Origin of the sequence: Priestia sp. TSO9, from assembly GCF_021029645.1 — a bacterium.
Classification (GTDB): Bacteria; Bacillota; Bacilli; order Bacillales; family Bacillaceae_H; genus Priestia; species Priestia megaterium_E.
In genome coordinates this window covers 1,257,840-1,283,522 of the sequence record NZ_JAJEKD010000015.1, presented here as the reverse complement: position 1 = coordinate 1,283,522, position 25,683 = coordinate 1,257,840, and the positions used below count along the sequence as shown (strand labels likewise).

Here is a 25,683-nt window from a genome sequence, read left to right as displayed (position 1 = left end):
GTGAGCAGTTACATTATGGATAATGAAGCTATATGTAGAGAATATAAGTATTAGGAAAAGAAAGGAAGTTCTTTCATGGAGATTACAGACGTCTCTTTAAAGGCGGGAAACAAACTAACGAACGATTACATAAAAGGTGAAAAGCAAGCCCTTTCCTTTTTTCATTATAATATACACGAAAAAGACGTATATGAAAAACGTTTAGCGGATGTTCAAAAGCAGTCTTATCCAAGAGAACAGCTTGCTGAGTATCTGCTTAATTTTAATAAGCGCTACGGAGCATCTTTTAAGACGATTGAAAATATTGAAAAGCTAAAAGATCCTAACAGCGTAGTGGTCGTTGGAGGTCAGCAAGCGGGGCTGCTTACGGGTCCTTTGTACACCATTCATAAAGTGATTTCAATTGTGCTCCTAGCTAAACAACAAGAGGAAGCTTTAAACGTGCCCGTGCTTCCGGTATTTTGGATTGCTGGAGAAGATCATGATTTTGCTGAGATCAACCATGTATACACAGAGCATAAAAACCAGCTTTTAAAGAAAACGTTAAAGCATTCTTTAAAGAAAAAGCAAATGGTTTCTCAAATCGAACTAGACCATGAAGCCTGTAGAAGCTGGGTTCGTGATGTATTTCAAACGTTTAACGAAACGGCGCATACAAACCAGGTATTACACCTTGTTTTAGAGGCGTTAGACAAATCACGTACCTATGTCGATTTCTTTGCTCATTTGGTTACCACAATGTTCGCAGAGTCAGGTCTTATTTTAATGGATGCAGCTTCTAAAGAAGTACGCAGCATTGAATCTTCTTTCTTTGTGACGTTAATTGAACAAAATGACAAATTATCGTCAGCCGTTATGGAACAGCAAACAGAGATTCAAAAACAATACGGACGAATGATTGAAGTGGGAGAAGAAACGGCTCATCTCTTTTATTCACACAACGAAAATAGAGTACTTTTAGAAAGAGATGCAGAACAAAAGCAGTTTGTTGGAAAGCAAAATGAACTCGTGCTGTCTAAAGAAGAGCTGGTTCAAATTGCTAAACAAACGCCGGAGCTTCTTAGTAACAACGTTGTGACTCGACCCCTTATGCAGGAGTACTTACTTCCTACCCTTGCGTTTATTGCAGGTCCGGGGGAAGTAGCGTATTGGGCAGAGCTTGAAAAAGCATTTTCTTTATTTAGCTTTAAAATGCCTCCCGTGGTCCCTAGGTTATCCTATGCAATCGTAGAAAGACATATCGAGAAGTATATGGATGAACTTCAGTTAGACCTTTCGAACGTAGTAAACGAAGGCGTAGATGCAGAGAGGGAGCACTGGCTTAAGACAGAAGTTCACAACCCATATGAAATGTATTTTGAAAAAGCGAAAGAAGATTTCGAAAAAATTCATAAAACTCTTCGTGAAAATATTCAAAAAGAAGACAAAACATTCGATGAAGTCATGCTTAAAAATCGAGCGATTATTCAAAAGCAGTTTGAAACCATTCAAAAGATTGTCGAATCCAAACAGCTAATTAAGCACGATGTGAAGCATTCAAAATATGCTCAAGTTGAACTTGCTCTTCGTCCCTACAACGCTCCACAAGAACGCATGTGGAATATTATGTATTATTTAAATGGTTATGGTATGCAATTTGTGTCAGATTTACTAAGTGCTGAAGTCGAATTAAATCACCAGTTAAAAGTCTGTTATGTCTAATAAAATCCTGCTGAAAAGCAGGATTTTTATTTTGGAAAAGAGAAAAAGTCTACAAGGTGAATATCAACCAATTGAATCCTTATAAGGTATTTATTTCTAATTGCGCAAAAAAACCTTATATTCCTTACATTTTATTCTACGAATATGTCCTACTTTTAACAAAATGACACTATTTGTGACAAAAAGACAAAATTCTACTTAATTCTTATATAAATAGCTGAAATAATGTTGAACTTTGATATATAATATAAACGTGTATATATATCAAAGAAAAACACCGTTTTTTGCTTTTTGTATACATAACTAAGTAGTTTAGAAAGAAGTAGGTGTCATAATGTTTAATCACACAACTGTTTTGCTTAAAGAAGCAGCGGAAGGCTTAAATATTAAGCCGGATGGAGTATATGTCGACTGCACGCTTGGCGGAGCAGGTCATAGTGAATATATCGTAAAACAGCTATCAGAAAAAGGGAAATTAATTGCGTTTGATCAAGACGATGTCGCTCTGGCAAATGCAAAAGAGAAATTGGCCCCGTATCTAGACAGAGTTATTCTAATCAAAAGTAATTTTCGCTATTTAAAAGAGCAGCTAATGAAACATGGAATTGAAGAAGTAGATGGAGTATTATTTGACCTCGGAGTCTCGTCTCCTCAGTTGGATACACCAGAGCGAGGGTTCAGCTTTCATCATGATGCCCCGCTTGATATGCGCATGGATCAAAACTCAATGTTTTCTGCGTACAACGTAGTAAATGAATGGCCTTATGAAAAACTTGTGAAAATCTTTTTCCAATACGGAGAAGAAAAGTTTTCGAAACAAATTGCCCGCAAAATTGAAGCATATCGAGAGTCTAAACCAATTGAAACAACGCTAGAGCTGGTTGATCTTATTAAAGATGGGATTCCAGCGCCAGCTAGAAGAACGGGTGGACATCCGGCAAAACGAATTTTCCAGGCTATTCGAATTGCTGTAAATGATGAGCTTCAAGTATTTGAAGATGCAATTGAACAGTCTATGGATGTGATCAAAAAAGGTGGACGTGTAAGTGTTATTACCTTCCACTCACTTGAAGACCGAATTTGTAAAGTTGCGTTTAAAAATGCAAGTACGGTTCCGCAGCTTCCGCATGGACTGCCAATTATTCCAGAAGAATTTAAACCTAAAATGAAAGTTATTACAAGAAAACCTATTTTACCTTCAGAAGAAGAGATAGAAGAAAATAAGCGCGCGCGCTCGGCAAAGCTTCGAATTGTTGAGAAATTAGTGTAATTAAAGGGTTTAATCAAAGAGGAGGGGACGAGAATGAACAATGTAGCATACAAAGTAAGAGAGCAAGATCAGCAGCAGAAGCAGCAAAAGACGGTACGTCAAGTTGTTCGGAAGACAAAAAGAAAAATCACGGTTGGTGAAAAAATTGTGTATTCGGGATTTGTCGCACTCATGCTGTTTGGGTCTGTGCAAATCATTTCAAATCAATCTTCGCTTTATAGCATCAGTGAAGAAGTGCAATCACTTGATGGAAAGATTGACAAGCAAGAAGCAAAAAACAATGAGTTAAAACTACAGGTAACAGAGTTAAGTGCATACGATCGTATTTGGACAAAAGCAAAAGAACTTGGACTAAAATTGAATGAAAATAACGTAAAAGTCGTTAACGATTAATTGCGATGACTACGCCAAGAAAAAATAGCAATATTAGTACAGGAGCAGCAATATTAATTTTAATATTTGCATTGCTCTTTTTTGTATTAGCCATCAGGTTCTTTTACATCCAAGCGACGGGTAAAGCAAATGGAGAAGCTTTAGCCGAAATTGCACAAAAACAGCACACGCGAACGTCCAAAATTGAAGGACAGCGCGGTACGATTTACGATCGAAACGGAGAAGCAATCGCCCAAGACACGGGTGCTTATACGGTTGTGGCGATTTTAGATAAAAAACAAACAAAAGACAAAGATCACCCGCAGCACGTAGTAGACCCTGAAAAAACGGCTGAAAAATTAGCCCCATTGTTGAAGATGGATGAGTCTAAACTTGAAAAAATGATGTCTAAAGACGTCTTCCAAGTCGAACTTGGCCCCGGAGGCCGTGACATTGATAACGTGCTAAAGCAAAAAATTGAAAAACTAAATCTCCCAGGCATCACGTTTTTACGCGATTCGAAGCGCTTCTATCCAAACGGTGTATTCGCCTCAAGTATTTTAGGATACGCACAAAAAGATGATACGGGTAAAATCGTAGGGAAAATGGGAATCGAAAAAGTATTTGATAAGCAGCTTTCTGAAGAAGATGGATATGTAAAATACGAAGCTGCTAAAAATGGAATTAAGCTTCCGGATCCAAAAGAGTCAATTGTAGCTCCGAAAAATGGAGACAGCGTCACGCTTACGATTGATGAAAAAATTCAAACGTTTTTAGAGGATGCAATGACAGCGGCCGCTAAAGAATATAAACCAGAAGAGCTAATGGCAACGGTAGTGAATCCCAAAACCGGTGAAATTTTGGCGATGTCAAACCGCCCTTCATTTGACCCAAATATTCGTGATATCACTTCTTACCGTAATCCGTTTGTTGAAAACAGCTATGAACTTGGTTCAACAATGAAAATCTTTACGCTAGCAGCCGCGATTGATGCAGGCGTCTATAACGGCGAAGACCGCTATCAGTCGGGATCTTATAAAGTAACGAAAAACAGCGTTCCGATTAATGACCACAACGGCGGAGTCGGCTGGGGAGCTATTACATTTAATGAAGGAATTCAAAGGTCTTCAAATGTAGCGGTTGCCATTTTAGCCAACGAAAAATTAGGTACCGACCGTTTGTATAAATACTTGGACAAGTTTGGCTTTATGGATAAAACAGGAATTGACTTGCCAAACGAAGCTTCTAGCAAGTTAGTGACGAAGTACCCGAGAGACCGCGTAACCACTGCGTTTGGACAGGCGTCTGCTTTTACGCCTATTCAAGAAATTCAAGCGGCTACTGCGATTGCAAATGACGGGAAAATGATGAAGCCTTACGTGATTAAACAAGTAGTCGATGAAACAAATAAGAGAACGATTAAGAAAACAAAACCTACCGTAGTAGGACAACCTATTTCTAAAAAAGCAGCGAACGAAACGCTAGATATTTTAGAAACCGTTGTTTCTTCTGATGACGGAACAGGGAAACCTTACGCAATTGAAGGATATGATGTCGCTGGAAAGACGGGAACAGCTCAAATTCCTGGTCCTAACGGAGGCTACTTGCATGGACACGGGAAAAATTTCATTTCCTTTATGGGCTTTGCACCTGCTAAAGATCCAAAGCTGCTTGTCTATGTAGCCGTTAAAAATCCAACTCTCACGCCTCAAGAGACGGGTACTGCACCGCTTACAGCCGTATTTAATCCGGTGATGAAAAACAGCCTGCAGTACTTAGGGGTGGAGCCTGAAAAAACAGACGAAGACGGAAAGAAAACAGAAGAGAAAAAGGTAGATTCAGAAATTACGCTTAAATCTTACGTTAACGAATCAGTTGACAGTGCTGTGAAAGACTTAAAACAAAAAGGACTTGTTCCTGTTGTAATAGGTAAAGGAGATACGGTAGAAAGCCAATCACCTACTTCCGATACCATTGTCACTGGTCAACGCGTGTTCATTAAGACAAATGGAAAAGCCACAATGCCTGATTTAACAGGTTTTTCACATCGTGATGTTATTCGCTTTAGTGAATTTGTCAACGTTCGACCTAGCGCACTTGAAAATGGTTATGTTGTAAGTCAAAGTATTAAAGCAGGCGATCCGTTAAAAGCAGGAACGTATCTGAAAGTGGAACTTGAAACGCCTAAAGAATTTTCAAGCACGTTAAATAAGTTAAAAGAAACGGAAAAAAGTGAGTCTGATAGTAAAAAAGACGATAAGCAACTTGACTAGAAATTAAGTTCTAGTGAATCCTGTACAAGCATATATTGGAACGAGCCGATTCAGAGGAGGTTCTAATATATGCGGGTATCAGGAGTCACAGTTCGTAAAAGGCTAGCCATTGTTTTGTTTGTCGGTTTTATTGTGTTTTTGATTATTGATACAAGGCTTGGATATGTACAGTTGCTGACTGGGGATACGCTAACTGAAAAAGCCAAAGACTTATGGAGTCGGAATATTCCTTTTGAACCTGAAAGAGGAAAGATACTAGATCGCAATGATGTGGCACTAGCTACAAATAAAAGTGCACCGACCGTTTTAGTTATGCCAAGACAAGTTGAAAATCCAGCTGTTACGGCTGAAAAGTTAGCAAAAGTGCTGGGAGCATCGAAAGAAAAAGTATATGAACAAATAACAAAAGCTTCTTCTAGCGTATATTTGCGTCCTGAAGGAAGAAAAATTTCACATGCGAAAGCAAATGAAGTGCGAAATTTAAATTTAAAAGGCGTATATATAGCTGAAGATTCGAAGCGGTACTATCCGTTTGGAAGTTATTTGTCGCATGTATTAGGCTTTGCGGGAGTAGATAATCAAGGGTTAACAGGCCTTGAATTATATTATGATAAAGAGCTAAAAGGACAAAAAGGTTCAGTTAAATTGTATTCGGATGCTAAAGGTAAAAAGATGCCCAATATAGCCGATGACTACACAGCACCTGTGGACGGGCTGGATTTGAGATTGACCATTGATTCACGTGTGCAAACGATCATGGAGCGTGAGTTGGATAATGCTCAGACAGCTTATAATCCAGATGGTATGATTGCCATTGCCATGAATCCTAAAAACGGTGAAATTTTAGGTATGTCAAGTCGTCCGGGCTTTGATCCTACGGATTTTAAAAATGTGAAGCCTGAGGTGTATAATCGCAATCTTCCAATCTGGAGCGTATATGAGCCCGGATCAACGTTTAAGATTATTACACTGGCAGCTGCTCTTGAAGAAAAGAAAGTGGATTTACTAAAAGATCAATTTTACGATGATGGAGCCGCGGAAGTTGGCGGAGCGAGACTTCGCTGCTGGAAAAAAGGCGGACATGGACAGCAGTCTTTTTTAGAAGTTGTACAGAACTCATGTAACCCTGGTTTTGTGGAGCTTGGGGAACGTTTAGGAAAAGAGAAATTGTTCAAATACATTAAAGAATTTGGCTTTGGTCAAAAAACAGGTATTGATTTACAAGGGGAAGCAAAAGGGATATTGTTCCCGCTTGAGCGCGTAGGTCCGGTTGAACAAGCTACAACAGCTTTTGGGCAAGGGGTTGCTGTTACGCCTATTCAACAGGTAGCTGCTGTTTCAGCAGCCGTAAACGGTGGAACGCTTTATGAACCTTATATTGCCAAAGAGTGGGTAGATCCAACTACCGGAAAAGTTGTAAGCAGTCATAAGCCGGTTGCTAAGCGAAAAGTTATTTCCGAGGAAACGTCTAAGCAAGTGCGTTTTGCTCTTGAAAGTGTAGTAGCACAAGGAAGCGGAAAAGGAGCTTTTGTGGAAGGGTACCGCGTTGGAGGAAAGACGGGTACTGCGCAGAAAGCTCAAAATGGAAAGTATTTGAAAAACAATCACATCGTTTCTTTTATCGGCGTTGCACCAGCAGATAACCCTGAAATTGTCGTGTATGTTGCGGTTGATAACCCAAAAGGCACCATTCAGTTTGGTGGAGTTGTAGCAGCTCCGATTGTAGGTAAAATGATTGAAGACAGTTTGCGTGTGATGGACGTTAAACCGCGTAAAGGACAAATTGAAAAAGAGTTAACGTGGCTGGACACACCAATGATAAAAGTACCAAATGTCGTAGGAATGTCAAAAAAAGAGTTACAAGAACAGCTACTTAATTTAAAATTAGATGTGAGCGGCGAAGGAGATAAAGTGGTCAAGCAGTCTCCTGCAGCCGGAACGAAAGTTAAAGAAGGCGAAACGGTTAGAATTTATATGGGAAAATAAAAATCTCTATAAACCATTATTCTTCCTTGCATGATAATCAGCAGGTTACTCTGCGTGTGAACATGAAATCAACAAATAAGCCTTGGGGGTGTTCCCTCCGGGCTTCTTTTTCTGTAAAATGTAATAGGTTAGGTGCTAGAAAAAGAAGAATAGTTGCCATAGCGTCTTATAACAAACGTTTCACTTTACAAATAGAGAGGACATGGTAGGAATGGATTTACGAGAACTACTAACACATTTACATGATTTTGTTCAGCTTCCTGAACAGAATATTGATATTACGTCAATTGAAATGGATTCAAGAGAAGTTAAGCCTGGAGCATTGTTCATTTGTATAGACGGCTATACAGTTGATGGCCATAGCTTTGCACAGATGGCTGTGGAAAAAGGGGCAGTAGCAATCTTAGCAGAGAAGCCTGTGGATGTAGAAGTGCCTGTTGTACGTGTGAAGAGTACAAAACGAGCAATGGCAGTGCTAGCGGATGCTTTCTACAATCAGCCCACACAAAAAATGCATTTAATTGGTGTAACAGGCACAAATGGAAAAACAACAATTACACATTTAATTGAGCATATCTTTAAATCACAACATAAAAAGACGGGTCTAATTGGAACGATCGAAATTCGTATTGGTGATACGTCTTATGATGTGAAAAACACAACGCCTGAATCGCTGACGCTCCAAAAAACATTTCACCAAATGGTGGAGGAGAATGTAGAAGTAGCGATGATGGAAGTATCATCTCATGCACTTGACTTAGGACGCGTACACGGGTGCGACTTTGATGTTGCGGTATTTAGTAACTTAACGCAAGATCACCTGGACTATCATCATACAATGGAAGATTATCGTCGTGCGAAAGGGTTGCTATTTGCACAGTTAGGAAACACTTATAACCATAATCGTCCTAAATTTGCTGTTCTTAATGCTGATGATGCGGCAACCGAGGAATATATTAAAAACACGGCTGCTACAGTGATTACCTATGGCATTGACCGTGAAAGTGATATTCGTGCAACCAATATTCAAATTACAAACAGCGGCACAACGTTCGACTTGACAACACCGACAGAAACGGTTCGTGTAGAGATGAAGCTTATTGGGAAATTCAGCGTCTACAACGTATTAGCGGCTACGGCTTCATGTTTAGTATCAGGTATCCCTCTGTCAGTTATTGTCGAGGAAATAAAAGTGTTAGAAGGCGTGTCTGGGCGTTTTGAAGTGGTTGATGCGGAGCAAGATTTTACGGTTATCGTTGATTATGCCCACACGCCGGACAGCTTAGAGAACGTGTTAAAAACTGTAAAAGAATTCGCAAAACGCAATATATATGTTATTGTTGGTTGTGGCGGAGATCGAGATCGTACGAAACGACCAATCATGGCTCGAATTGCAGCTGAATACAGTACACAAGCTATTTTGACATCTGATAATCCACGAAGTGAAGACCCATTGGCTATTTTAAAAGATATGGAAGAAGGTTTGGATACAGATAACTATGTGACGATTGCTGATCGTGCAGAAGCTATTCGCTATGCAGTGGAAACAGCGCATGCAGATGATGTTATTGTCATTGCTGGAAAAGGGCACGAGACCTATCAAATTATTGGTAAAAAAGTATTCGATTTTGACGATCGAGAAGTAGCACGCAAAATGATTGAGGAGCGAAAGTAGTAATGAAATGGGTAGAGAACAAAATGAGTCGGAATGAGTTGGAAGTTAAGGAGGGAACATCGTGCTAGAACAATCAATTTTATTGACAATCGGCGTAGCCTTTTTGATTACGGTTGTATTGTCGCCGATTTTTATTCCCTTCTTAAGAAGATTAAAGTTTGGTCAAAGTATTCGTGATGAAGGCCCGAAATCTCACCAGAAAAAATCAGGTACACCTACAATGGGCGGTATCATGATTTTATTATCTATTATTGTGGCAACTCTTATTATGGTCAATCAGTATGCAGAACTTACATATAAGACGTTTCTATTATTATTTGTCACAATCGGATTTGGTTTATTAGGATTTCTAGATGATTTTATAAAAGTAGTGTTAAAGCGTAACCTTGGATTAACATCCAAACAAAAGTTTTTAGGTCAGGTTGTCATTTCAATTATTTTTTACTTTATTGCAAGACAGTTTGAGTTTTCAACTGAAGTGACGATTCCAGGAATTAAAGACCCAATCGATTTAGGTTGGTTTTATGTTGTTTTCCTTATCATCTGGCTTGTTGGTTTTTCAAATGCGGTTAACTTAACGGATGGATTAGACGGACTTGTATCTGGTACAAGTGCGATTGCTTTTGGTGCATTTGCAGTTCTTGCCTGGAATGCAGAGCAGTTTGAACTATCTATTTTCTCAGTTGCTGTAGTAGGAGCTGTGTTAGGATTTTTAGTGTTTAATGCCCATCCTGCAAAAGTATTTATGGGAGATACGGGTTCTTTAGCGCTAGGAGGAGCAATCGCTACGGTGGCTGTCTTAATGAAAATGGAATTCTTGCTTGTTATTATCGGTGGTGTGTTTGTTATTGAAACACTATCTGTTATTATTCAAGTCGCATCTTTCAAAACAACAGGAAAACGTGTGTTTAAAATGAGCCCGCTTCATCACCATTACGAGCTAAGCGGCTGGTCGGAATGGCGCGTAGTTATGACTTTTTGGGCTGTAGGACTATTATTTGCAATGCTTGGAATTTATATCGAGGTGTGGATTTAAATGAAATCAGTCAATACGTATCAAGGTAAACAAGTACTTATTTTAGGATTAGCCAAGAGCGGTTTAGCAGCCGCTCAGTTAGTTAAACAGCTTGGTGCTAAAGTAGTCGTTAATGATCAAAAACCGTACGAAGAGAACGTAGCAGCACAGGAATTAGAAAAAACGGGCATTGAAGTTGTCTGTGGACATCATCCGCTTGAGCTTTTAGACAAAGCGGATGTTATTGTAAAAAACCCTGGGATTCCGTATTCAAATGTTCTATTGCAAGAAGCATTAAAGCGAAATATTCCGATTTTAACAGAGGTAGAATTGGCTTATGAAATTAGCGAAGCGCCTTTTATCGGAATTACGGGAAGCAATGGGAAAACAACAACAACAACGCTAATTTATAAAATGTTAGAAGAAGATCAAAAGCAGCCGTTGATTGCTGGAAATATTGGAACAGTAGCTTGTGAAGTGGCGCAAAAAGCAACAAAGGACAATGTAATTGTAACGGAGCTTTCTTCTTTTCAGCTGATGGGAATTGAAAAATTCCGTCCGAAAATCTCTTTATTATTGAATTTGTTTGATGCTCACTTAGACTATCATGGTACCAAAGAGGAATATATCAAAGCGAAAGCAAATCTCTTTAACAATCAAACAAGTGAAGACTTTGCCGTTATTAATGCGGATGATGAGCTAGTGATGAAAGCTAGTGCAGATGTTAAAGCGACAAAAGTACCTTTTTCTGTTACAGCTCAAACGACAGAAGGAGCGTATATTAAAAACGAAACCATTTTCTTTAAAGATGAAGAAGTGATGTCCTTAAAAGATGTGGTGCTGCCAGGCAAACATAATCAAGAAAACATTTTAGCAGCTGTATCCGTTGTGAAGCTGTACGGCTGTTCAAATGAAGCTATTTACCGCGTGCTCACAACGTTTGCTGGTGTTAAACACCGCGTTCAATATGTCACGACAATCAACAAACGTAAGTTTTATAATGACTCTAAAGCTACGAATATGCTTGCTACAAAAGTAGCTCTTTCCGCTTTTTCGCAGCCGACGATTTTACTTGCAGGTGGACTCGATCGCGGCAATGAGTTTGATGATTTAAAAGAAGAGTTTAAAAATGTGAAAGCTGTTATTACGTTTGGTGAAACGGCTCCTAAAATTGAACGCGTAGCAAAAGAAGCGGGAATACAAATTGTAAAACGTGTCGATAATGTTAAACAAGCAGTTTCAGAAGCATATGCTTGTTCAGATGAAGAAGATGTTATTTTATTATCTCCTGCTTGTGCAAGCTGGGATCAATTTAAAACTTTTGAAGAACGTGGTGACATCTTTATTGAATCTGTGCATAAACTGAAATAAGGGCTTGTCTAAACACCTAGAAAATACACTAGCCCTAATCTATTTTTAGAGGTGTGTGACAGTGTCGACAAAAAGGTCTACCCCAGATTTTTTTCTCATAATCGTTACGCTTTCCTTGCTAACCATCGGCCTTATTATGGTATACAGCGCAAGTGCGGTATGGGCTACATACAAGTTTAATGATTCTTTTTTCTTTGCTAAACGCCAGCTCTTATTTGCAGGGCTTGGAGTATGCGCGATGTTTGTCATCATGAATATTGATTATTGGATGTGGCGTACGTGGGCAAAGCCAATTGTAATCATTTGCTTTGTTATGCTGGTACTTGTATTGATTCCGGGAGTAGGGCTAGTACGAAATGGGTCGCAAAGTTGGATAGGTGTTGGAGCGTTTTCGATTCAGCCTTCAGAATTTATGAAGTTTGCTATGATTATATTTTTAGCGAAATATTTATCAGAAAACCAGAAGAAAATTACATCCTTTAGAAAAGGAATGTTACCTGCATTATTATTGGTTTTCTTACCGTTTGGCATTATTATGATGCAGCCGGATTTAGGAACTGGAACGGTGCTTGTTGGAACTTGTTTAGTCATGATTTTTGTTTCAGGAGCAAAAGTAAGTCACTTTGCAGGTCTTGGGTTGCTTGGCGTTGCCGGTTTTGCAGGACTTGTTTTATCGGCTCCTTATCGGATTAAACGCATCACCTCATTTTTAAATCCTTGGGAAGATCCGCTTGGAAGCGGGTTTCAAATCATTCAATCTCTTTATGCAATTGGACCGGGGGGATTGCTTGGATTAGGGTTAGGGCAAAGTAGACAAAAGTTCTTTTATTTGCCGGAGCCTCAAACTGATTTTATTTTTGCTATTCTGGCAGAAGAGCTCGGTTTCATCGGTGGAACACTCGTTCTACTTTTGTTTAGCTTATTGCTTTGGAGAGGAATTAAAGTAGCGCTCGGAGCACCTGATCTTTACGGAACGTTTTTAGCCTTAGGAATTATTTCAATGGTTGCGATTCAAGTCATGATTAATATAGGCGTGGTAACAGGTCTTATGCCTGTTACGGGAATTACGCTTCCATTTTTAAGCTACGGCGGATCATCGCTGACGCTCATGCTGGCAGCAGTTGGAGTTTTGTTAAATGTTAGTAGATATTCTCGCTATTAATTGAAAAAAATTGTATAATGTCAAGTAGGCAATGGTCTACTGAAGTAAACCGTCATCTTAAATCCAAGTGCACGCCGGATTTTGTTGGCGGTTTATTTTCGATTTTTTACAGGTAGATGATATTTTTGTATGAAATGTTTTTAAAATGTAATGTTGTGATAACCAATTTTGAGTCCAACTATGGTATGATGTGTAAGGTTAAATGTTTTATCTTAGTGAGTAGGTGAACGTATGTGCACTTATGAGCGTAGCGTTTTTTTATGACTGTCAGCATGTGTTTAACTTCTAAATGAAAAACGATAAAAAAACAATCAAAATTACTTTATATAGCAGATGAACGTACATTCTATGGGTGAATGTCATACGATAAATAAAAATGATGAAATTGACAACAGAATAGAGTGCCTTCGTAGAAAAAATGTATCTTACAAGGTGCTGCTGCTTAGTTATGAATCTGTTCTTATTATTCTTATGCATTAGAAGTAAGGGCGCATTGACATGAAAGTTTTATAACAGCAAAGAGGGTTTTAGGAGGTTCTTATGGAAGCGTTAGTAAAAGAGTTAGTCGAAGCGAATATTGGAAAGGTTCGTGAAAATGAACCGCTAGCAAAACATACAACAATGAAAATTGGTGGTCCAGCAGATGTGCTTGTAGAACCTGATTCTGTTGATCACTTAAAAGTTACGATGGATATTATTAAAAAACACGGCGTGAAATGGAGAGCGATTGGTCGAGGATCTAATCTTCTTGTTTCTGATAAGGGAATTGAAGGCGTGGTCATTAAGCTCGGAGCCGGATTAGATGATTTAACAGTAGATGGAGAGACGGTTACTGTAGGTGGGGGATACCCTAGCATCAAGCTTGCAACAGTTATTACAAAACAAGGTCTGTCTGGACTGGAGTTTTCAAGTGGAATTCCTGGATCTGTGGGAGGCGCTGTTTATATGAATGCAGGTGCCCATGGTTCTGATATGTCTCATGTAGTCGAGAAAGCGCTGATTTTATTTGAAGATGGCACTCTTGAGTGGCTGACAAATGAAGAGCTTCAATTCTCGTATCGTCATTCAATTCTACAAAAAGACCGTCCTGGAGTATGTGTAGAAGCCGTGCTGCGTTTGAAAAAGGGAACGAAAGATGATATTGTGGCGGTCATGCAGAAAAATAAAGACTATCGCCGCGAAACACAGCCTTGGAATTTCCCTTGTGCGGGAAGTATTTTTAGAAATCCGCTTCCAAATTATGCAGGAGACTTAATCGAAAAGTCCAACTTAAAAGGTTTCTCAGTAGGCGGTGCGCAAATTAGTGAGCAGCATGCGAACTTCATTGTCAATACAGGAGATGCAACGGCTTCAGACGTGCTGAATTTAATTGCTCATGTTAAGAAAACAATTAAAGAGAAATTCGATATTGATATTCATACAGAAGTTGAGATTATCGGCCGCTAATTACTCAGCCTGTCGCTGTATGGTTATGCGTGAAAAGGTAGCTTTTATGTGTTTATTCTATGCTATAATGGGGATATTCTCATGAAGCAAAGATTGGAAATAAATAGATGGTAATTCTTCGTTTATTTTCTCAAATGGATAAGGGTGAAAAAAATGGAAAAAGGTAAGTTAATTGTTTTAGAAGATCGGGTACCGAAGCTGCAAGAACAGCGAAAGCAAAAAGCAAATAGACGGCTTATTTTGTATTTATCACTCTTTTTCATCCTTATTTTATTTATTGTATATTCTCAATCTTCTTTGAGTAATGTTTCTAACATTGAAGTACAAGGGAATAAACATGTAAGTGATAAGGATATTGTCAAAGCGAGTGGTCTGTCCAAAAAAACCAGCTACTGGAAAGCTGATGCTGATCGAATTCAAGAAAAAGTCGAAAAAAACCCTGAGGTAAAGGAAGCTGTCATTCACAAAACATTTCCTAATAAGGTCGTAATCGACGTAAAAGAGTACGCAAGAATTGCATATGTAACCTCGGGGAATAAATATTTCCCTGTGAATGAAAATGGAAAAGTTTTAAAAGAAGTAAGTGCTAAGAAAGTGTCATCCGACGCTCCGCTGCTAATTGACTGGAAAGACGGAGACGCTATACAAAGCATGGTTCAAGAATTAGCTAAAACGCCTAAGAGCATAAAAGGGGCTATTTCTGAGATTTACTACGCGCCGACAAAGTCAGAACCTCTTCACATCGAGGTGTTTATGAACGATACGCGTGAAGTAAGCGGGAAAATTAGCAACTTCTCTGATAAAATTGTTCATTACCCAGCTATTGCAAGTAAATTGAGTGATGATCAAAAAGGTATTATTGATTTAGAAGAAGGATATGCATTTAAACCTTATAAAAAGAGCAAGCAGTAATTATTTTTTATAAGTGTTAATTAAAGGAAATAGATGAGCTGAGACTGGCAAACTAGCCCTCGTACATTGTATAATCACATGCAAGTATTCTGCATACATATGATTTTCTTCTCCGTTGCTGTGAAATGGAAATGTAATATTTGTTCTAGGTAAGTTTCGCTTTTCTCAGTGTACATCTTAGTGTAGACTTGTAGTTAAATAGCTTTTTTTCAGTGGATTTTAGGCTTAAATCTAAAAAAAAGTCAAAACCAGAACGTTTTGTTCTTTGAAAGAGATAAAGTCTGTGAAAAACTTGAAAAAAATTGATTTTACAAAAGGGAAACAGATGTATTTGTTGAATATTTTCATATAATAAAAAATTAATATTGTTGTTCTTCTTAATTTATTAAGATGACATGTGCAGAAAGAAAAAGGAGGTGCCAAAGAATGAACAGCAATGAAATATACGTTAGTTTAGACATCGGTACATCCAGTGTGAAAGTAATCATCGGAGAGATGAGTAACGATTCATTGAATATCATTGGTGTAGGGAATGTTAAATCACACGGACTAAAAAAAGGTTCTATCGTTGATATAGATGCAACAGTTCAATCTATTAGAAAAGCAGTAGAACAAGCTGAACGAATGGTAGGCATTACAATTAAAAAGGTTGTAGTGGGCATAAGCGGAAATCATGTATTTTTACAGGATTGTCACGGAGTAGTAGCCGTGTCAAGCGAGAATCGTGAAATTACAAACGAAGATATTCATCGAGTAATTGATGCTGCTCAAGTCATGTCTATCCCACCAGATCGTGAAATCATTGATGTTATTCCAAAGCAATTTATTGTAGATGGCTTAGAAGGTATTAATGATCCTAGAGGTATGATTGGGGTACGTTTAGAAATGGAAGGCACAATCATAACGGGATCTAGAACGGTTTTACATAACTTATTACGCTGTGTAGAAAGAGCTGGTTTAGAAATCAGTGATATTTGTTTACAGCCTCTAGCCGCTGGTTCAATTGCATTATCTCGTGATGAAAAAAACTTAGGTGTCGCACTGGTAGATATCGGTGGAGGTTCAACAACCGTTGCGATCTTTGACCAAGGACATTTGAAAGTAACAAATGTACTAGCTGTTGGCGGAGAGCACATTACCAAGGATTTATCGATTGGCCTTCGCACATCGACTGAAGATGCGGAAAATATTAAGATAAAGCATGGACATGCTTTCTACGATCATGCTTCTGAAGAAGAAGTATTTAGTGTACCGATCATTGGAAGCGATCAGCATCAGCAGTTTAATCAGCTTGAAATCTCTGATATTATTGAAGCTAGATTAGAAGAGATTTTAGATATGATTACGCAGGAGGTAAATCGCCTAGGATACAAAGATATTCCAGGAGGATTTGTTTTAACAGGCGGAGTAGTAGCGATGCCTGGTATCCTTGAGCTAGCTCAAGTAATTTTAAAGAATAACGTGCGCATAGCAGTGCCTGATTATATTGGAGTACGTGAGCCGCATTATACAACAGGCGTAGGATTAATAAAATTTGCATACAAAAATGCTAAAATACAAGGCCGGGAAATTGGAGCGCCAGTTGTGGAAGAAGAGCCGATTGAGCAAGAAATGATCAAACCTAGCCCGAAACCACAGCAGCCGCAACAATCAGCTGAGCAGCCGAAAAAGAAAAATGACCAAAATTTAATGAAGAAGTTTTTTGGATACTTCTTTGATTAACGTTACGGATTGGTAATTTCGAAGAATTAGGAGGAACTATCATGTTGGAGTTTGATACAAGTGTAGACCAATTAGCGACGATTAAAGTAATCGGTGTCGGAGGCGGCGGTAACAACGCGGTTAACCGAATGATTGAACATGGCGTCCAAGGTGTAGAATTCATTGCAGTTAATACAGATGCACAAGCATTAAATTTATCAAAAGCTGAAACAAAAATGCAAATCGGCGCTAAATTAACAAGAGGATTAGGTGCAGGTGCTAATCCAGAAGTTGGTAAAAAAGCAGCTGAAGAAAGTAAGGAACAAATCCAAGAAGCACTAAAAGGTGCAGACATGGTTTTCGTAACAGCTGGTATGGGTGGAGGAACTGGAACTGGTGCAGCTCCAGTCATTGCCCAAATTGCTCGTGAGCTAGGAGCACTAACGGTAGGTGTTGTTACTCGTCCGTTTACGTTTGAAGGCCGTAAGCGTTCTACTCAAGCAGCAGGCGGTATTGCGTCAATGAAAGAAGCAGTGGATACGCTGATTGTTATCCCGAACGATCGCTTATTAGAAATCGTTGATAAAAACACGCCAATGCTAGAAGCGTTCCGTGAAGCGGATAACGTATTGCGACAAGGTGTGCAAGGTATTTCAGATTTAATCGCAGTTCCTGGATTAATTAACTTAGACTTCGCTGACGTGAAAACAATTATGTCTAACAAAGGATCTGCCCTTATGGGTATCGGTATTGCGACTGGTGAAAACCGTGCTGCTGAAGCGGCTAAAAAAGCTATTTCAAGTCCACTTCTTGAAACATCTATCGATGGAGCTCAAGGTGTATTAATGAACATCACAGGCGGTACAAACCTAAGTCTTTACGAAGTACAAGAAGCTGCAGATATCGTTGCTTCGGCTTCTGACCAAGAAGTGAACATGATCTTTGGATCTGTTATTAACGAAAACCTAAAAGACGAGATTGTTGTTACAGTTATTGCAACTGGCTTTAGTGACCAAGATTTATCACAGCCAAAACCAGGTCGTCCTTCGTTATCCGCGAATCGCATGCAGCAATCGACACAGCAGCCGGCTCCCCAGCCGAAGCGTGAAGTAAAGCGTGAAGAACCTGTACAGCAAGAATATACGCGTCCATCTCAGCCACAGTCTGAAGATGCGCTAGATATTCCAACATTCTTACGAAACCGTAATCGTAGACGCTAAGAAAATAAAAAGCCAAGACCTCTGTTTTATACAGAGGTCTTTTTTTATGCAATGAATCTAGAAAAATCAAAAAGAATATAAAAAACATTCGACATGGTCAATATGATGCCTTCAAAGGGTTTATGTTTTCTTTCTAAAAGTGGTGTGACAAATATCGAATGATTTCCTCAAAAATACTGCTTGTTTCTCGGCATGAACTGACAGACTTTCTAATAGGATGTACTATATACTAATTTTTAACAGAAAAATTCAGAAAGAATGGAGAGGTTATAAACATTGCCAATCTATTTAGATTTAATATGGATGCTGAATTTTGGGTTAGATACGATTTTACTAATGTTATGTGCAGTTGTACTTAAACGGAATTACAAGTGGTGGCGGCTTTTGCTTGGCGGCTTTATCGGTTCATTAATTGTCCTTCTTATGTTTACGCCTTTTTCTCATCTCATGGTTCATCCTGCTATTAAAATTTTATTCTCTTTTTTTATGGTATTGATGACGTTTGGTTACAAACGACTGCGCTTTTTCTTTGAGAATTTATTAACGTTTTATTTTGCAACCTTTGTTGTTGGTGGAGGGTTAATGGGCGTTCACTTTTTATTTCAAGATCAGTTTCTTGTTCTTAATCAAATGGTTGATACAAAATCTCCACAGTTTGGTGATCCTATTAGCTGGATATTTGTTCTTATCGGTTTTCCGCTATTATCTTATTTTTCAAAAGCACGAGTTGATGATTTGCGAATGAAAAACATTACATTTGATCAGCTGGTAGATGTGGAAGTTATTTTAAACGAACAGACGCTGTCGATGAAAGGACTTATTGATAGTGGAAACCAGCTTGTAGATCCGCTGACGAAAACCCCGGTTATGATTGTTACAGCAGATTCTTTAAAAGAAATATTGCCTGAAGGCTTAATGGAATTAAGCAAAAATGTCCAATCCTTTTCACACAGCGAAGATATTGATCAAGAGTGGTATTCAAAAGTCCGCTTTGTCCCTTATCGAAGCGTGGGCCAAGCCAATCAGCTGCTGCTTGCTCTAAAGCCAGATATGGTAAGGCTGGTGCATCAGTCCAATACGATTGAAGTCACTAAAGTATTAGTAGGTATTAGTCATACAACGCTTTCAGTGGAGAAGCAATATGAATGTATTGTTCATCCGAAGCTCATTGTTATTGGCGAAGTAAGTTCCGCATCGTAAAAGGTGTGAACAAATAAAGGAGGATACAGAATGGCTACATATCGAATTCGATTTCAATTATGGTGGTACAAATTATTAATTAAACTTAAGCTAAAAACAGATGAAGTGTATTATATAGGAGGAAGTGAAGCTCTTCCACCACCTTTAACAAAAGATGAAGAAGAAGTTCTCTTAAAAAAACTCCCATCAGGAGATGAAGCAGCCCGTTCACTATTGATTGAGCGTAATTTGCGACTGGTTGTTTATATTGCCCGCAAGTTTGAAAATACGGGAATCAATATTGAGGATTTAATTAGCATCGGCACCATCGGTTTAATTAAAGCAGTAAACACGTTTAATCCTGAAAAGAAAATTAAGCTAGCGACGTACGCCTCTCGCTGTATTGAAAATGAAATTTTAATGTATTTGCGCCGCAACAATAAAATTCGATCTGAAGTTTCATTTGATGAGCCGTTAAATATTGATTGGGATGGAAACGAACTGTTATTATCTGACGTGATGGGAACCGAAGAAGATATCATCACAAAAGACCTGGAAGCCAATGTAGATCGAAAACTTTTGTTGAAAGCACTGCACCAATTAAATGATCGTGAAAAGCAAATTATGGAGCTTCGCTTTGGGCTAGCCGGCGGAGAAGAAAAAACACAAAAAGATGTAGCTGATATGCTAGGCATTTCTCAGTCTTATATTTCAAGGCTTGAAAAACGAATTATTAAACGGCTGCGAAAAGAATTTAATAAAATGGTTTAAGTAAAAAAGCTGATGGTATAAGGGCTGATAAGCATCTTATACCATCAGCTTTTTTAGTGTAGAATTGTCAGAATTGTAAAAGTGCATATTTTTTCCTTCGGAGGAGATACTGAATTCAGAACATCATCTCCTGTTAGGAGGGAAAGAGTTGACAAGAAATAAAGTAGAAATTTGTGGAGTAGATACTTCGAAACTTCCCGTGTTAAAAAATGAAGAAATGCGAAAGTTGTTTAAACAAATGCAGGCTGGGGATGGAACAGCAAGAGAAAAGCTAGTAAGCGGAAATTTACGTCTCGTACTCAGCGTGATTCAACGTTTTAACAATCGTGGAGAATTTGTTGATGACTTATTTCAGGTTGGGTGTATTGGATTAATGAAATCCATTGACAATTTTGATTTAAGTCAAAACGTGAAGTTTTCTACATATGCTGTCCCAATGATTATAGGGGAAATTCGCCGCTATTTACGTGACAATAATCCAATCCGTGTTTCTCGTTCCCTTCGTGATATTGCTTATAAAGCTCTTCAAGTTCGTGAAAGGCTTATGAGTGAAACATCTAAGGAACCTACAGCTGAGGAAATTTCAAAAGTCCTAGAAGTGCCCCATGAAGAAATTGTGTTTGCTTTAGATGCTATCCAAGATCCGGTTTCTCTATTTGAACCTATTTACAATGATGGTGGAGACCCAATCTATGTCATGGATCAGCTAAGTGATGAACGCAACCGTGATTCAACTTGGATTGAAGAAATTGCTTTGCAAGAAGGTATGAGAAGATTGAACGAGCGAGAAAAACTAATTTTACGAAAGCGCTTCTTTCAAGGTAAAACGCAGATGGAAGTGGCTGAAGAAATTGGTATTTCTCAAGCGCAGGTTTCTCGTTTAGAAAAAGCTGCTATTAAACAGATGAATAAAAATATTCAAAGTTAACAAAAGCTATTTAAACTGGCAGCTGCTCGCGTTCATACAATTAATACCATTCACTTTATTTGATGTTCAACTTAATAAGCATCGTGTCTATAAAAAAAGACGCGGTGCTTATTTTGTATGTGTCAATGTATAATACATGACCAAAAGATATTCATATCAGATTTCCTATTACTGTGAGGACTTTTAGCTACTCGTTGAGAATGTCTCTTGATGAAAAGCTGTGTAATTAGTGAAGAAAATGCCTATAGAACGAGAATGGCAGAGAAAAAATAAGCTTTTCCTTCATGAAATGAAAATTTGAAAATATATATAGGCTAAGGAATAAAGTTGGCTATAGGGGGAGAGAGCATGTTAAAGATTTCAGAATTCCAGCTGAAGGATGTAGTGAATGTAGCTGATGGCAAAAAACTTGGAAATGTAGGGGATATTGATATTGACTTAACAACGGGAAAAATACAGGCCGTCATTATCGGGGGCTCTCGTGTATTGGGCTTCTTTGGAAAAGATGATGAAATTGTTATTCCGTGGAAAAATATTGTGAAAATTGGTTCTGATGTCATTTTAGTACGTTATAAAGACGCATTTCAGCCTGAAGAGAATTAGTTTTTTGTCAACAGCACCTAGCAATCTGTGGTACAATATGTGAGAACAAATGAAACAAGGGATGTGTCACATACATGAATCCTGAGCCATTAAAAAAAAGTCATCACGACTCGTTTATGTGGCTGAGCCCTTGGGTAGAAAAGAATGATATGCTTGTTGCTGGTTTCACCACAAAAAATGGTGGTGTGAGTAAACCTCCATTTGCTTCTTTTAACCTAGGGCTTCACGTAAACGATAACGTAGAAGATGTTATTACAAATAGAAAAATTTTAGCAGCCGAACTAGACATGTCTTTTGAAAGCTTTGTATGTGCTGAACAAGTACATGAAGCAACTGTTCAAAAAGTAACAAAAGCCGACTGTGCAAAAGGAATCTACAAGTACGAAGAGGGCATAAAAGCAACGGATGGCATTTATACAAATGAATCTGATATTTTGTTAGCTTTATGTTATGCAGATTGTGTTCCGCTGTACTTCTATGCGCCTGATCACCATTTAGTTGGTCTAGCTCATGCCGGTTGGAAGGGAACAGTGAAAGATATTGCAGGAAATATGATTCGACGTTGGGTAGAGCAAGAAAATGTTCCGATTGAAGATATTTACGTGGCGATTGGACCTTCGATTGAAGATTGCTGTTATGTTGTCGATAACCGTGTCATTACGCAAGTAAACGAAGCGGTTGGCCAAAATGGATATCAAGAAGTAAGCCCTGGACAATACGCGCTTAATTTAAAAAAAGTCAATAAGCTGCTGATTCAAAACGCAGGCGTATTGCCGGAACGAATTTTAACATCGTCGTATTGTACAAGCTGTGAAGATGACCTGTTCTTCTCACATCGCCGCGACCAAGGGAAAACAGGACGCATGTTTAACTTCATAGGCTTTAAGGAGGAGTAATTACATAGTGACAGCTAGCGTAAGTGAAAATCTAGAAGCAGTTCAACAAACAATTGCTGAAGCGTGTAAAAAAGTTAATCGAAATCAAAAAGATGTAGAGCTGATTGCTGTAACAAAATACGTTTCTACGAAACGAGCAGCAGAAGCAGTGGATGCAGGCATTTTACATCTCGGAGAAAACAGGGATGAAGGTCTTCTAGAAAAGTATGAATCAATCGGTAAGAAAGCGACCTGGCATTTTATCGGAAGCTTACAAACAAGAAAAGTAAAAAATATGATTGATAAAGTTGACTATATTCATTCACTAGACCGATTATCTTTAGCAAAAGAAATTGATAAACGTGCAGGACATCGTATAAAATGTTTTGTACAAGTTAATGTTGCCGAAGAACAATCCAAGCATGGCCTTGCTGTAGAAGACGTAATTCCATTTATTCAATCACTTGAAGAATTTGCAAATATTCAAGTGGTCGGATTAATGACCATGGCTCCTCACACAGATGACGAGTCTACGCTTCGCAGCTGTTTTCAAGGTCTAAAAAAATTGCAGAGTCGTATACAAGAACTAAACTTGCCATATGCACCGTGTACAGAGCTATCAATGGGAATGTCAAACGATTATGCAATTGCAATTGAAGAAGGAGCGACATTCATTCGACTAGGAACCACGTTAGTTGGGAATGAACGTTAAGGAGGTGTAATTCAAGATGAGTATGAAAAATCGCTTTAGAAGTTTTTTTGCTCTTGATGACGATACTGAATATGTAGAAGAACATTACGAACAAGAAGAGTCGGTAGAAGAGCCTGTACAGCAGTCGAGACCAGCAGCGAAAGCTAGTCAGCAGCTGAATCAGCAGCAAAATGTGATTAGCTTGCAAAGCGTTCAAAAATCATCAAAAATGATGCTTTGCGAACCTCGCGTCTATGCCGAAGCACAAGAAATTACGGATCATTTAAAAAATCGTAAAGTCGTAGTTGTTAATTTACAGCGCATTCAACGAGATCAAGCAGTGAGAATTGTCGACTTTTTAAGTGGTACAGTTTATGCTTTAGGCGGGGACATTCAAAAAATTGGAACCGACATCTTTTTATGTACACCTGATAATGTAGACGTAAGCGGAAGCATTTCAGATATGATGGGAGAACACGATACAACAAACGTAAAGAGGTGGTAGTTTTTGGACATCGTTTTTGGGATTCTTGGGCAATTAATTGGGCTTTACTCATGGGCACTGATTATTTACATTTTGATGTCTTGGGTACCCGATGTAAGGGCATCTAAGTTTGGTCAGCTGCTTGGCAGTATTTGTGAGCCTTACTTAGAGCCTTTTCGTAAAATCATTCCGCCTATTGGCATGATTGATATTTCACCTCTTGTTGCAATCTTTTTACTACGATTTGCGCAAGCAGGGGTACGTTCACTTCACAGTATGGTTGGATTTATTTAAAAAGGAATCGCTGGATTCCTTTTTTACATACCAATAGTAGGAGTAATAATATGTCTATTTATGAACATTTTAGGCAAGAAGAACATGGATTTATTGACCAGGTTCTTCAGTGGAAAGAAGATGTCCTACATCAATACAGCCCAAAATTAACGGACTTTTTAGATCCAAGAGAGCAGCAGATTGTGACGGCTATTGTCGGGACTGAAGGAGAGGTTCAAGTTTCATTTGATGGTGGACAACCGTTTGCTGAACGCAAGCGTGCGCTGCTATATCCGGATTACTATGTACCTCAAAGCGAAGATTTTCAGTTGCGTATGTACGAGCTCAATTATCCTAAAAAGTTTGTGACAATTGAACATCCTCAAGTTCTTGGTTCGGCGATGTCCTTAGGACTGCGCCGTTCAAAATTTGGAGATATTTTGGTCGCGGGAGACGATATTCAGCTTGTAGCTGCAGAGGAAATTTCTTCTTATATTGAGATGAATTTAACATCAATTGGAAAAGCCAAAGTTTCACTTTCTTCTATTCAAAGAGAGCAGCTGCATGTGGTAAAAGAAGAGCTGATTGAACACATTTATACAGTTTCTTCAATGAGGCTTGATGTTTTGCTGTCGACCATTCACAATTTATCAAGACAAAAAGTCCAGCCTTTTATTGCAAATGGAGCGGTAAAAGTGAATTTTAAAGTCATTGAACAGCCTTCTTTTGAATGTCATGAAGGTGATATTTTGTCACTTCGTGGTCACGGCAGAAGTCGTATCGTTTCACTTGAAGGCAAAACCAAAAAAGAAAAATGGCGAATTGTTGTAGGAAAGCAGAAATAAAGAAATCTACTAGCAGGAAATTTTAAAAATATGTCGAATAAACCATTACTAATGACGTAATGAGACAACACGGAGGTGGCCTAGATGCCTTTAACCCCTTTGGATATTCATAACAAAGAGTTTAATCGCGGATTTCGCGGATATGATGAAGATGAAGTAAATGAGTTTCTTGACCAAGTAATTAAAGACTATGAGCTGGTCATGCGTGATAAAAAGGAGTTAGAAGGAAGAGTATCTGAATTAACAGATCGTCTTGGACATTTTACTAACATCGAAGAAACGTTAAATAAATCAATTTTAATTGCTCAAGAAGCAGCGGAAGATGTGAAGCGAAACGCTGAAAAAGAAGCGAAGCTCATTATAAAAGAAGCAGAAAAAAATGCGGACCGTATTATTAATGAAGCACTGTCTAAGTCTCGTAAAATTGCGATGGACATTGAGGAGACGAAAAAGCAGTCTAAAGTATTTAGAACTCGTTTCAAAATGTTAATCGAAGCACAGCTTGAAATGTTAAACAGCGACGACTGGGATCAGTTGATGGATTATGAGATGCCAGCGCTAGAAGAAAAAATTGACTAGTCAAGACATCATCTTGACTTCTCACGTTTTGTTGTCATATAATTTGGTAACAGATGAAATTTCATATCAAACAGTACGGAGACAGGGACAGTAGCTTTTTTAGTTTGTCAAAGCGAATCGAGGATGGTGCGAGCTCGATAACAAACAAAAAAGTGAAAATCACCCTAGAGTACCATTGCTGAACTGATGATAGTAAGCAGTGGCGGTTTATTCACGTTACGAATGCAAAGAGGATTTGCGTGCAGCAAATCTACTAGGGTGGTACCGCGGGAGGCCTTCTCGTCCCTTTTTGGGATGAGGAGGTCTTTTTGTTATGGTACAAAAAGATATGAAATTTACGTTTTTTTTTGG

23 protein-coding genes and 1 other annotated feature are annotated in these 25,683 nt (G+C 38.6%); all 23 genes read left to right on the top strand.

Going from position 1 to position 25,683, the window contains the following annotated elements; genetic code table 11:
• The first annotated feature begins 75 nt into the window (after positions 1-75).
• The 23 genes from bshC (at position 76) to LJC66_RS21645 (ending at position 25,332) form a co-directional block, all read left to right on the top strand.
• On the top strand, positions 76-1,701 hold the full coding sequence (gene bshC, locus LJC66_RS21755; RefSeq protein WP_230933520.1) for a bacillithiol biosynthesis cysteine-adding enzyme BshC: 1,626 nt from the start codon (positions 76-78) through the stop codon (positions 1,699-1,701).
• Between the two features lie 334 nt (positions 1,702-2,035).
• The gene (gene rsmH, locus LJC66_RS21750) at positions 2,036-2,971 is read left to right on the top strand and encodes a 16S rRNA (cytosine(1402)-N(4))-methyltransferase RsmH (RefSeq protein WP_050689682.1); all 936 of its coding nucleotides are present in this window, start codon (positions 2,036-2,038) and stop codon (positions 2,969-2,971) included.
• 33 nt (positions 2,972-3,004) lie between these two features.
• Complete coding sequence (gene ftsL / locus LJC66_RS21745; protein WP_013058965.1) at positions 3,005-3,364, top strand: cell division protein FtsL; 360 nt, start codon at positions 3,005-3,007, stop codon at positions 3,362-3,364.
• 5 nt (positions 3,365-3,369) lie between these two features.
• Complete coding sequence (locus tag LJC66_RS21740) at positions 3,370-5,616, top strand: penicillin-binding protein (RefSeq protein ID WP_195695960.1); 2,247 nt, start codon at positions 3,370-3,372, stop codon at positions 5,614-5,616.
• Positions 5,617-5,685: 69 nt separating this feature from the next.
• On the top strand, positions 5,686-7,602 hold the full coding sequence (locus LJC66_RS21735) for a stage V sporulation protein D (RefSeq protein ID WP_013084856.1): 1,917 nt from the start codon (positions 5,686-5,688) through the stop codon (positions 7,600-7,602).
• 211 nt (positions 7,603-7,813) lie between these two features.
• The gene (locus LJC66_RS21730) at positions 7,814-9,277 is read left to right on the top strand and encodes a UDP-N-acetylmuramoyl-L-alanyl-D-glutamate--2,6-diaminopimelate ligase (RefSeq protein WP_230933519.1); all 1,464 of its coding nucleotides are present in this window, start codon (positions 7,814-7,816) and stop codon (positions 9,275-9,277) included.
• A 61-nt stretch (positions 9,278-9,338) separates the two neighbouring features.
• Complete coding sequence (mraY, locus tag LJC66_RS21725) at positions 9,339-10,313, top strand: phospho-N-acetylmuramoyl-pentapeptide-transferase (RefSeq protein WP_013058961.1); 975 nt, start codon at positions 9,339-9,341, stop codon at positions 10,311-10,313.
• Entirely contained in the window at positions 10,314-11,663 is a 1,350-nt protein-coding gene (murD, locus tag LJC66_RS21720; RefSeq protein WP_013058960.1) for a UDP-N-acetylmuramoyl-L-alanine--D-glutamate ligase, read from the top strand.
• Between the two features lie 61 nt (positions 11,664-11,724).
• Positions 11,725-12,825: a stage V sporulation protein E gene (gene spoVE / locus LJC66_RS21715; protein WP_050689678.1), complete on the top strand. Its 1,101-nt coding sequence runs from the start codon at positions 11,725-11,727 to the stop codon at positions 12,823-12,825.
• A 540-nt stretch (positions 12,826-13,365) separates the two neighbouring features.
• A complete protein-coding gene (gene murB, locus LJC66_RS21710) occupies positions 13,366-14,271 on the top strand; it encodes a UDP-N-acetylmuramate dehydrogenase (RefSeq protein ID WP_013058958.1) in 906 nt (301 codons plus the stop codon).
• A 153-nt stretch (positions 14,272-14,424) separates the two neighbouring features.
• Positions 14,425-15,183 (top strand): cell division protein FtsQ/DivIB, encoded by a 759-nt coding sequence (locus LJC66_RS21705; protein WP_050689676.1) that lies wholly within the window; start codon positions 14,425-14,427, stop codon positions 15,181-15,183.
• A 426-nt stretch (positions 15,184-15,609) separates the two neighbouring features.
• Positions 15,610-16,905 (top strand): cell division protein FtsA, encoded by a 1,296-nt coding sequence (gene ftsA / locus LJC66_RS21700; protein ID WP_013058956.1) that lies wholly within the window; start codon positions 15,610-15,612, stop codon positions 16,903-16,905.
• Positions 16,906-16,946: 41 nt separating this feature from the next.
• A complete protein-coding gene (gene ftsZ, locus LJC66_RS21695) occupies positions 16,947-18,104 on the top strand; it encodes a cell division protein FtsZ (protein ID WP_013058955.1) in 1,158 nt (385 codons plus the stop codon).
• Between the two features lie 276 nt (positions 18,105-18,380).
• Positions 18,381-19,304, top strand: coding sequence for a sigma-E processing peptidase SpoIIGA (gene spoIIGA / locus LJC66_RS21690; protein WP_013084851.1), 924 nt, complete (start codon positions 18,381-18,383; stop codon positions 19,302-19,304).
• A gap of 30 nt (positions 19,305-19,334) precedes the next feature.
• Positions 19,335-20,054 (top strand): RNA polymerase sporulation sigma factor SigE, encoded by a 720-nt coding sequence (gene sigE, locus LJC66_RS21685; RefSeq protein ID WP_013058953.1) that lies wholly within the window; start codon positions 19,335-19,337, stop codon positions 20,052-20,054.
• Positions 20,055-20,202: 148 nt separating this feature from the next.
• Positions 20,203-20,982 carry an RNA polymerase sporulation sigma factor SigG gene (gene sigG / locus LJC66_RS21680; RefSeq protein ID WP_013058952.1) on the top strand — a complete coding sequence of 260 codons (780 nt, stop codon included), beginning with the start codon at positions 20,203-20,205 and terminating at the stop codon, positions 20,980-20,982.
• Positions 20,983-21,330: 348 nt separating this feature from the next.
• Complete coding sequence (locus LJC66_RS21675) at positions 21,331-21,585, top strand: YlmC/YmxH family sporulation protein (RefSeq protein WP_013058951.1); 255 nt, start codon at positions 21,331-21,333, stop codon at positions 21,583-21,585.
• A gap of 74 nt (positions 21,586-21,659) precedes the next feature.
• Positions 21,660-22,481: a peptidoglycan editing factor PgeF gene (gene pgeF, locus LJC66_RS21670; RefSeq protein ID WP_195695962.1), complete on the top strand. Its 822-nt coding sequence runs from the start codon at positions 21,660-21,662 to the stop codon at positions 22,479-22,481.
• Between the two features lie 7 nt (positions 22,482-22,488).
• Entirely contained in the window at positions 22,489-23,172 is a 684-nt protein-coding gene (locus LJC66_RS21665) for a YggS family pyridoxal phosphate-dependent enzyme (protein WP_195695963.1), read from the top strand.
• A gap of 16 nt (positions 23,173-23,188) precedes the next feature.
• A complete protein-coding gene (locus LJC66_RS21660; RefSeq protein ID WP_195695964.1) occupies positions 23,189-23,656 on the top strand; it encodes a cell division protein SepF in 468 nt (155 codons plus the stop codon).
• Between the two features lie 3 nt (positions 23,657-23,659).
• Positions 23,660-23,929: a YggT family protein gene (locus LJC66_RS21655; protein ID WP_014458382.1), complete on the top strand. Its 270-nt coding sequence runs from the start codon at positions 23,660-23,662 to the stop codon at positions 23,927-23,929.
• A 50-nt stretch (positions 23,930-23,979) separates the two neighbouring features.
• Complete coding sequence (locus LJC66_RS21650) at positions 23,980-24,753, top strand: YlmH family RNA-binding protein (RefSeq protein WP_195695965.1); 774 nt, start codon at positions 23,980-23,982, stop codon at positions 24,751-24,753.
• A gap of 84 nt (positions 24,754-24,837) precedes the next feature.
• Entirely contained in the window at positions 24,838-25,332 is a 495-nt protein-coding gene (locus LJC66_RS21645) for a DivIVA domain-containing protein (protein WP_013058945.1), read from the top strand.
• A 69-nt stretch (positions 25,333-25,401) separates the two neighbouring features.
• Positions 25,402-25,622: a binding site (T-box leader), on the top strand.
• The last annotated feature ends 61 nt before the right edge of the window (positions 25,623-25,683 follow it).

Coding starts and splice junctions, on each gene's coding strand:
- bshC (WP_230933520.1), top strand. CDS start 76: ATGGAGATTACAGACGTCTCTTTAAAGGCGGGAAACAAACTAACGAAC.
- rsmH (WP_050689682.1), top strand. CDS start 2,036: ATGTTTAATCACACAACTGTTTTGCTTAAAGAAGCAGCGGAAGGCTTA.
- ftsL (WP_013058965.1), top strand. CDS start 3,005: ATGAACAATGTAGCATACAAAGTAAGAGAGCAAGATCAGCAGCAGAAG.
- LJC66_RS21740 (WP_195695960.1), top strand. CDS start 3,370: ATGACTACGCCAAGAAAAAATAGCAATATTAGTACAGGAGCAGCAATA.
- LJC66_RS21735 (WP_013084856.1), top strand. CDS start 5,686: ATGCGGGTATCAGGAGTCACAGTTCGTAAAAGGCTAGCCATTGTTTTG.
- LJC66_RS21730 (WP_230933519.1), top strand. CDS start 7,814: ATGGATTTACGAGAACTACTAACACATTTACATGATTTTGTTCAGCTT.
- murD (WP_013058960.1), top strand. CDS start 10,314: ATGAAATCAGTCAATACGTATCAAGGTAAACAAGTACTTATTTTAGGA.
- murB (WP_013058958.1), top strand. CDS start 13,366: ATGGAAGCGTTAGTAAAAGAGTTAGTCGAAGCGAATATTGGAAAGGTT.
- LJC66_RS21705 (WP_050689676.1), top strand. CDS start 14,425: ATGGAAAAAGGTAAGTTAATTGTTTTAGAAGATCGGGTACCGAAGCTG.
- ftsA (WP_013058956.1), top strand. CDS start 15,610: ATGAACAGCAATGAAATATACGTTAGTTTAGACATCGGTACATCCAGT.
- ftsZ (WP_013058955.1), top strand. CDS start 16,947: ATGTTGGAGTTTGATACAAGTGTAGACCAATTAGCGACGATTAAAGTA.
- sigE (WP_013058953.1), top strand. CDS start 19,335: ATGGCTACATATCGAATTCGATTTCAATTATGGTGGTACAAATTATTA.
- LJC66_RS21675 (WP_013058951.1), top strand. CDS start 21,331: ATGTTAAAGATTTCAGAATTCCAGCTGAAGGATGTAGTGAATGTAGCT.
- pgeF (WP_195695962.1), top strand. CDS start 21,660: ATGAATCCTGAGCCATTAAAAAAAAGTCATCACGACTCGTTTATGTGG.
- LJC66_RS21660 (WP_195695964.1), top strand. CDS start 23,189: ATGAGTATGAAAAATCGCTTTAGAAGTTTTTTTGCTCTTGATGACGAT.
- LJC66_RS21650 (WP_195695965.1), top strand. CDS start 23,980: ATGTCTATTTATGAACATTTTAGGCAAGAAGAACATGGATTTATTGAC.
- LJC66_RS21645 (WP_013058945.1), top strand. CDS start 24,838: ATGCCTTTAACCCCTTTGGATATTCATAACAAAGAGTTTAATCGCGGA.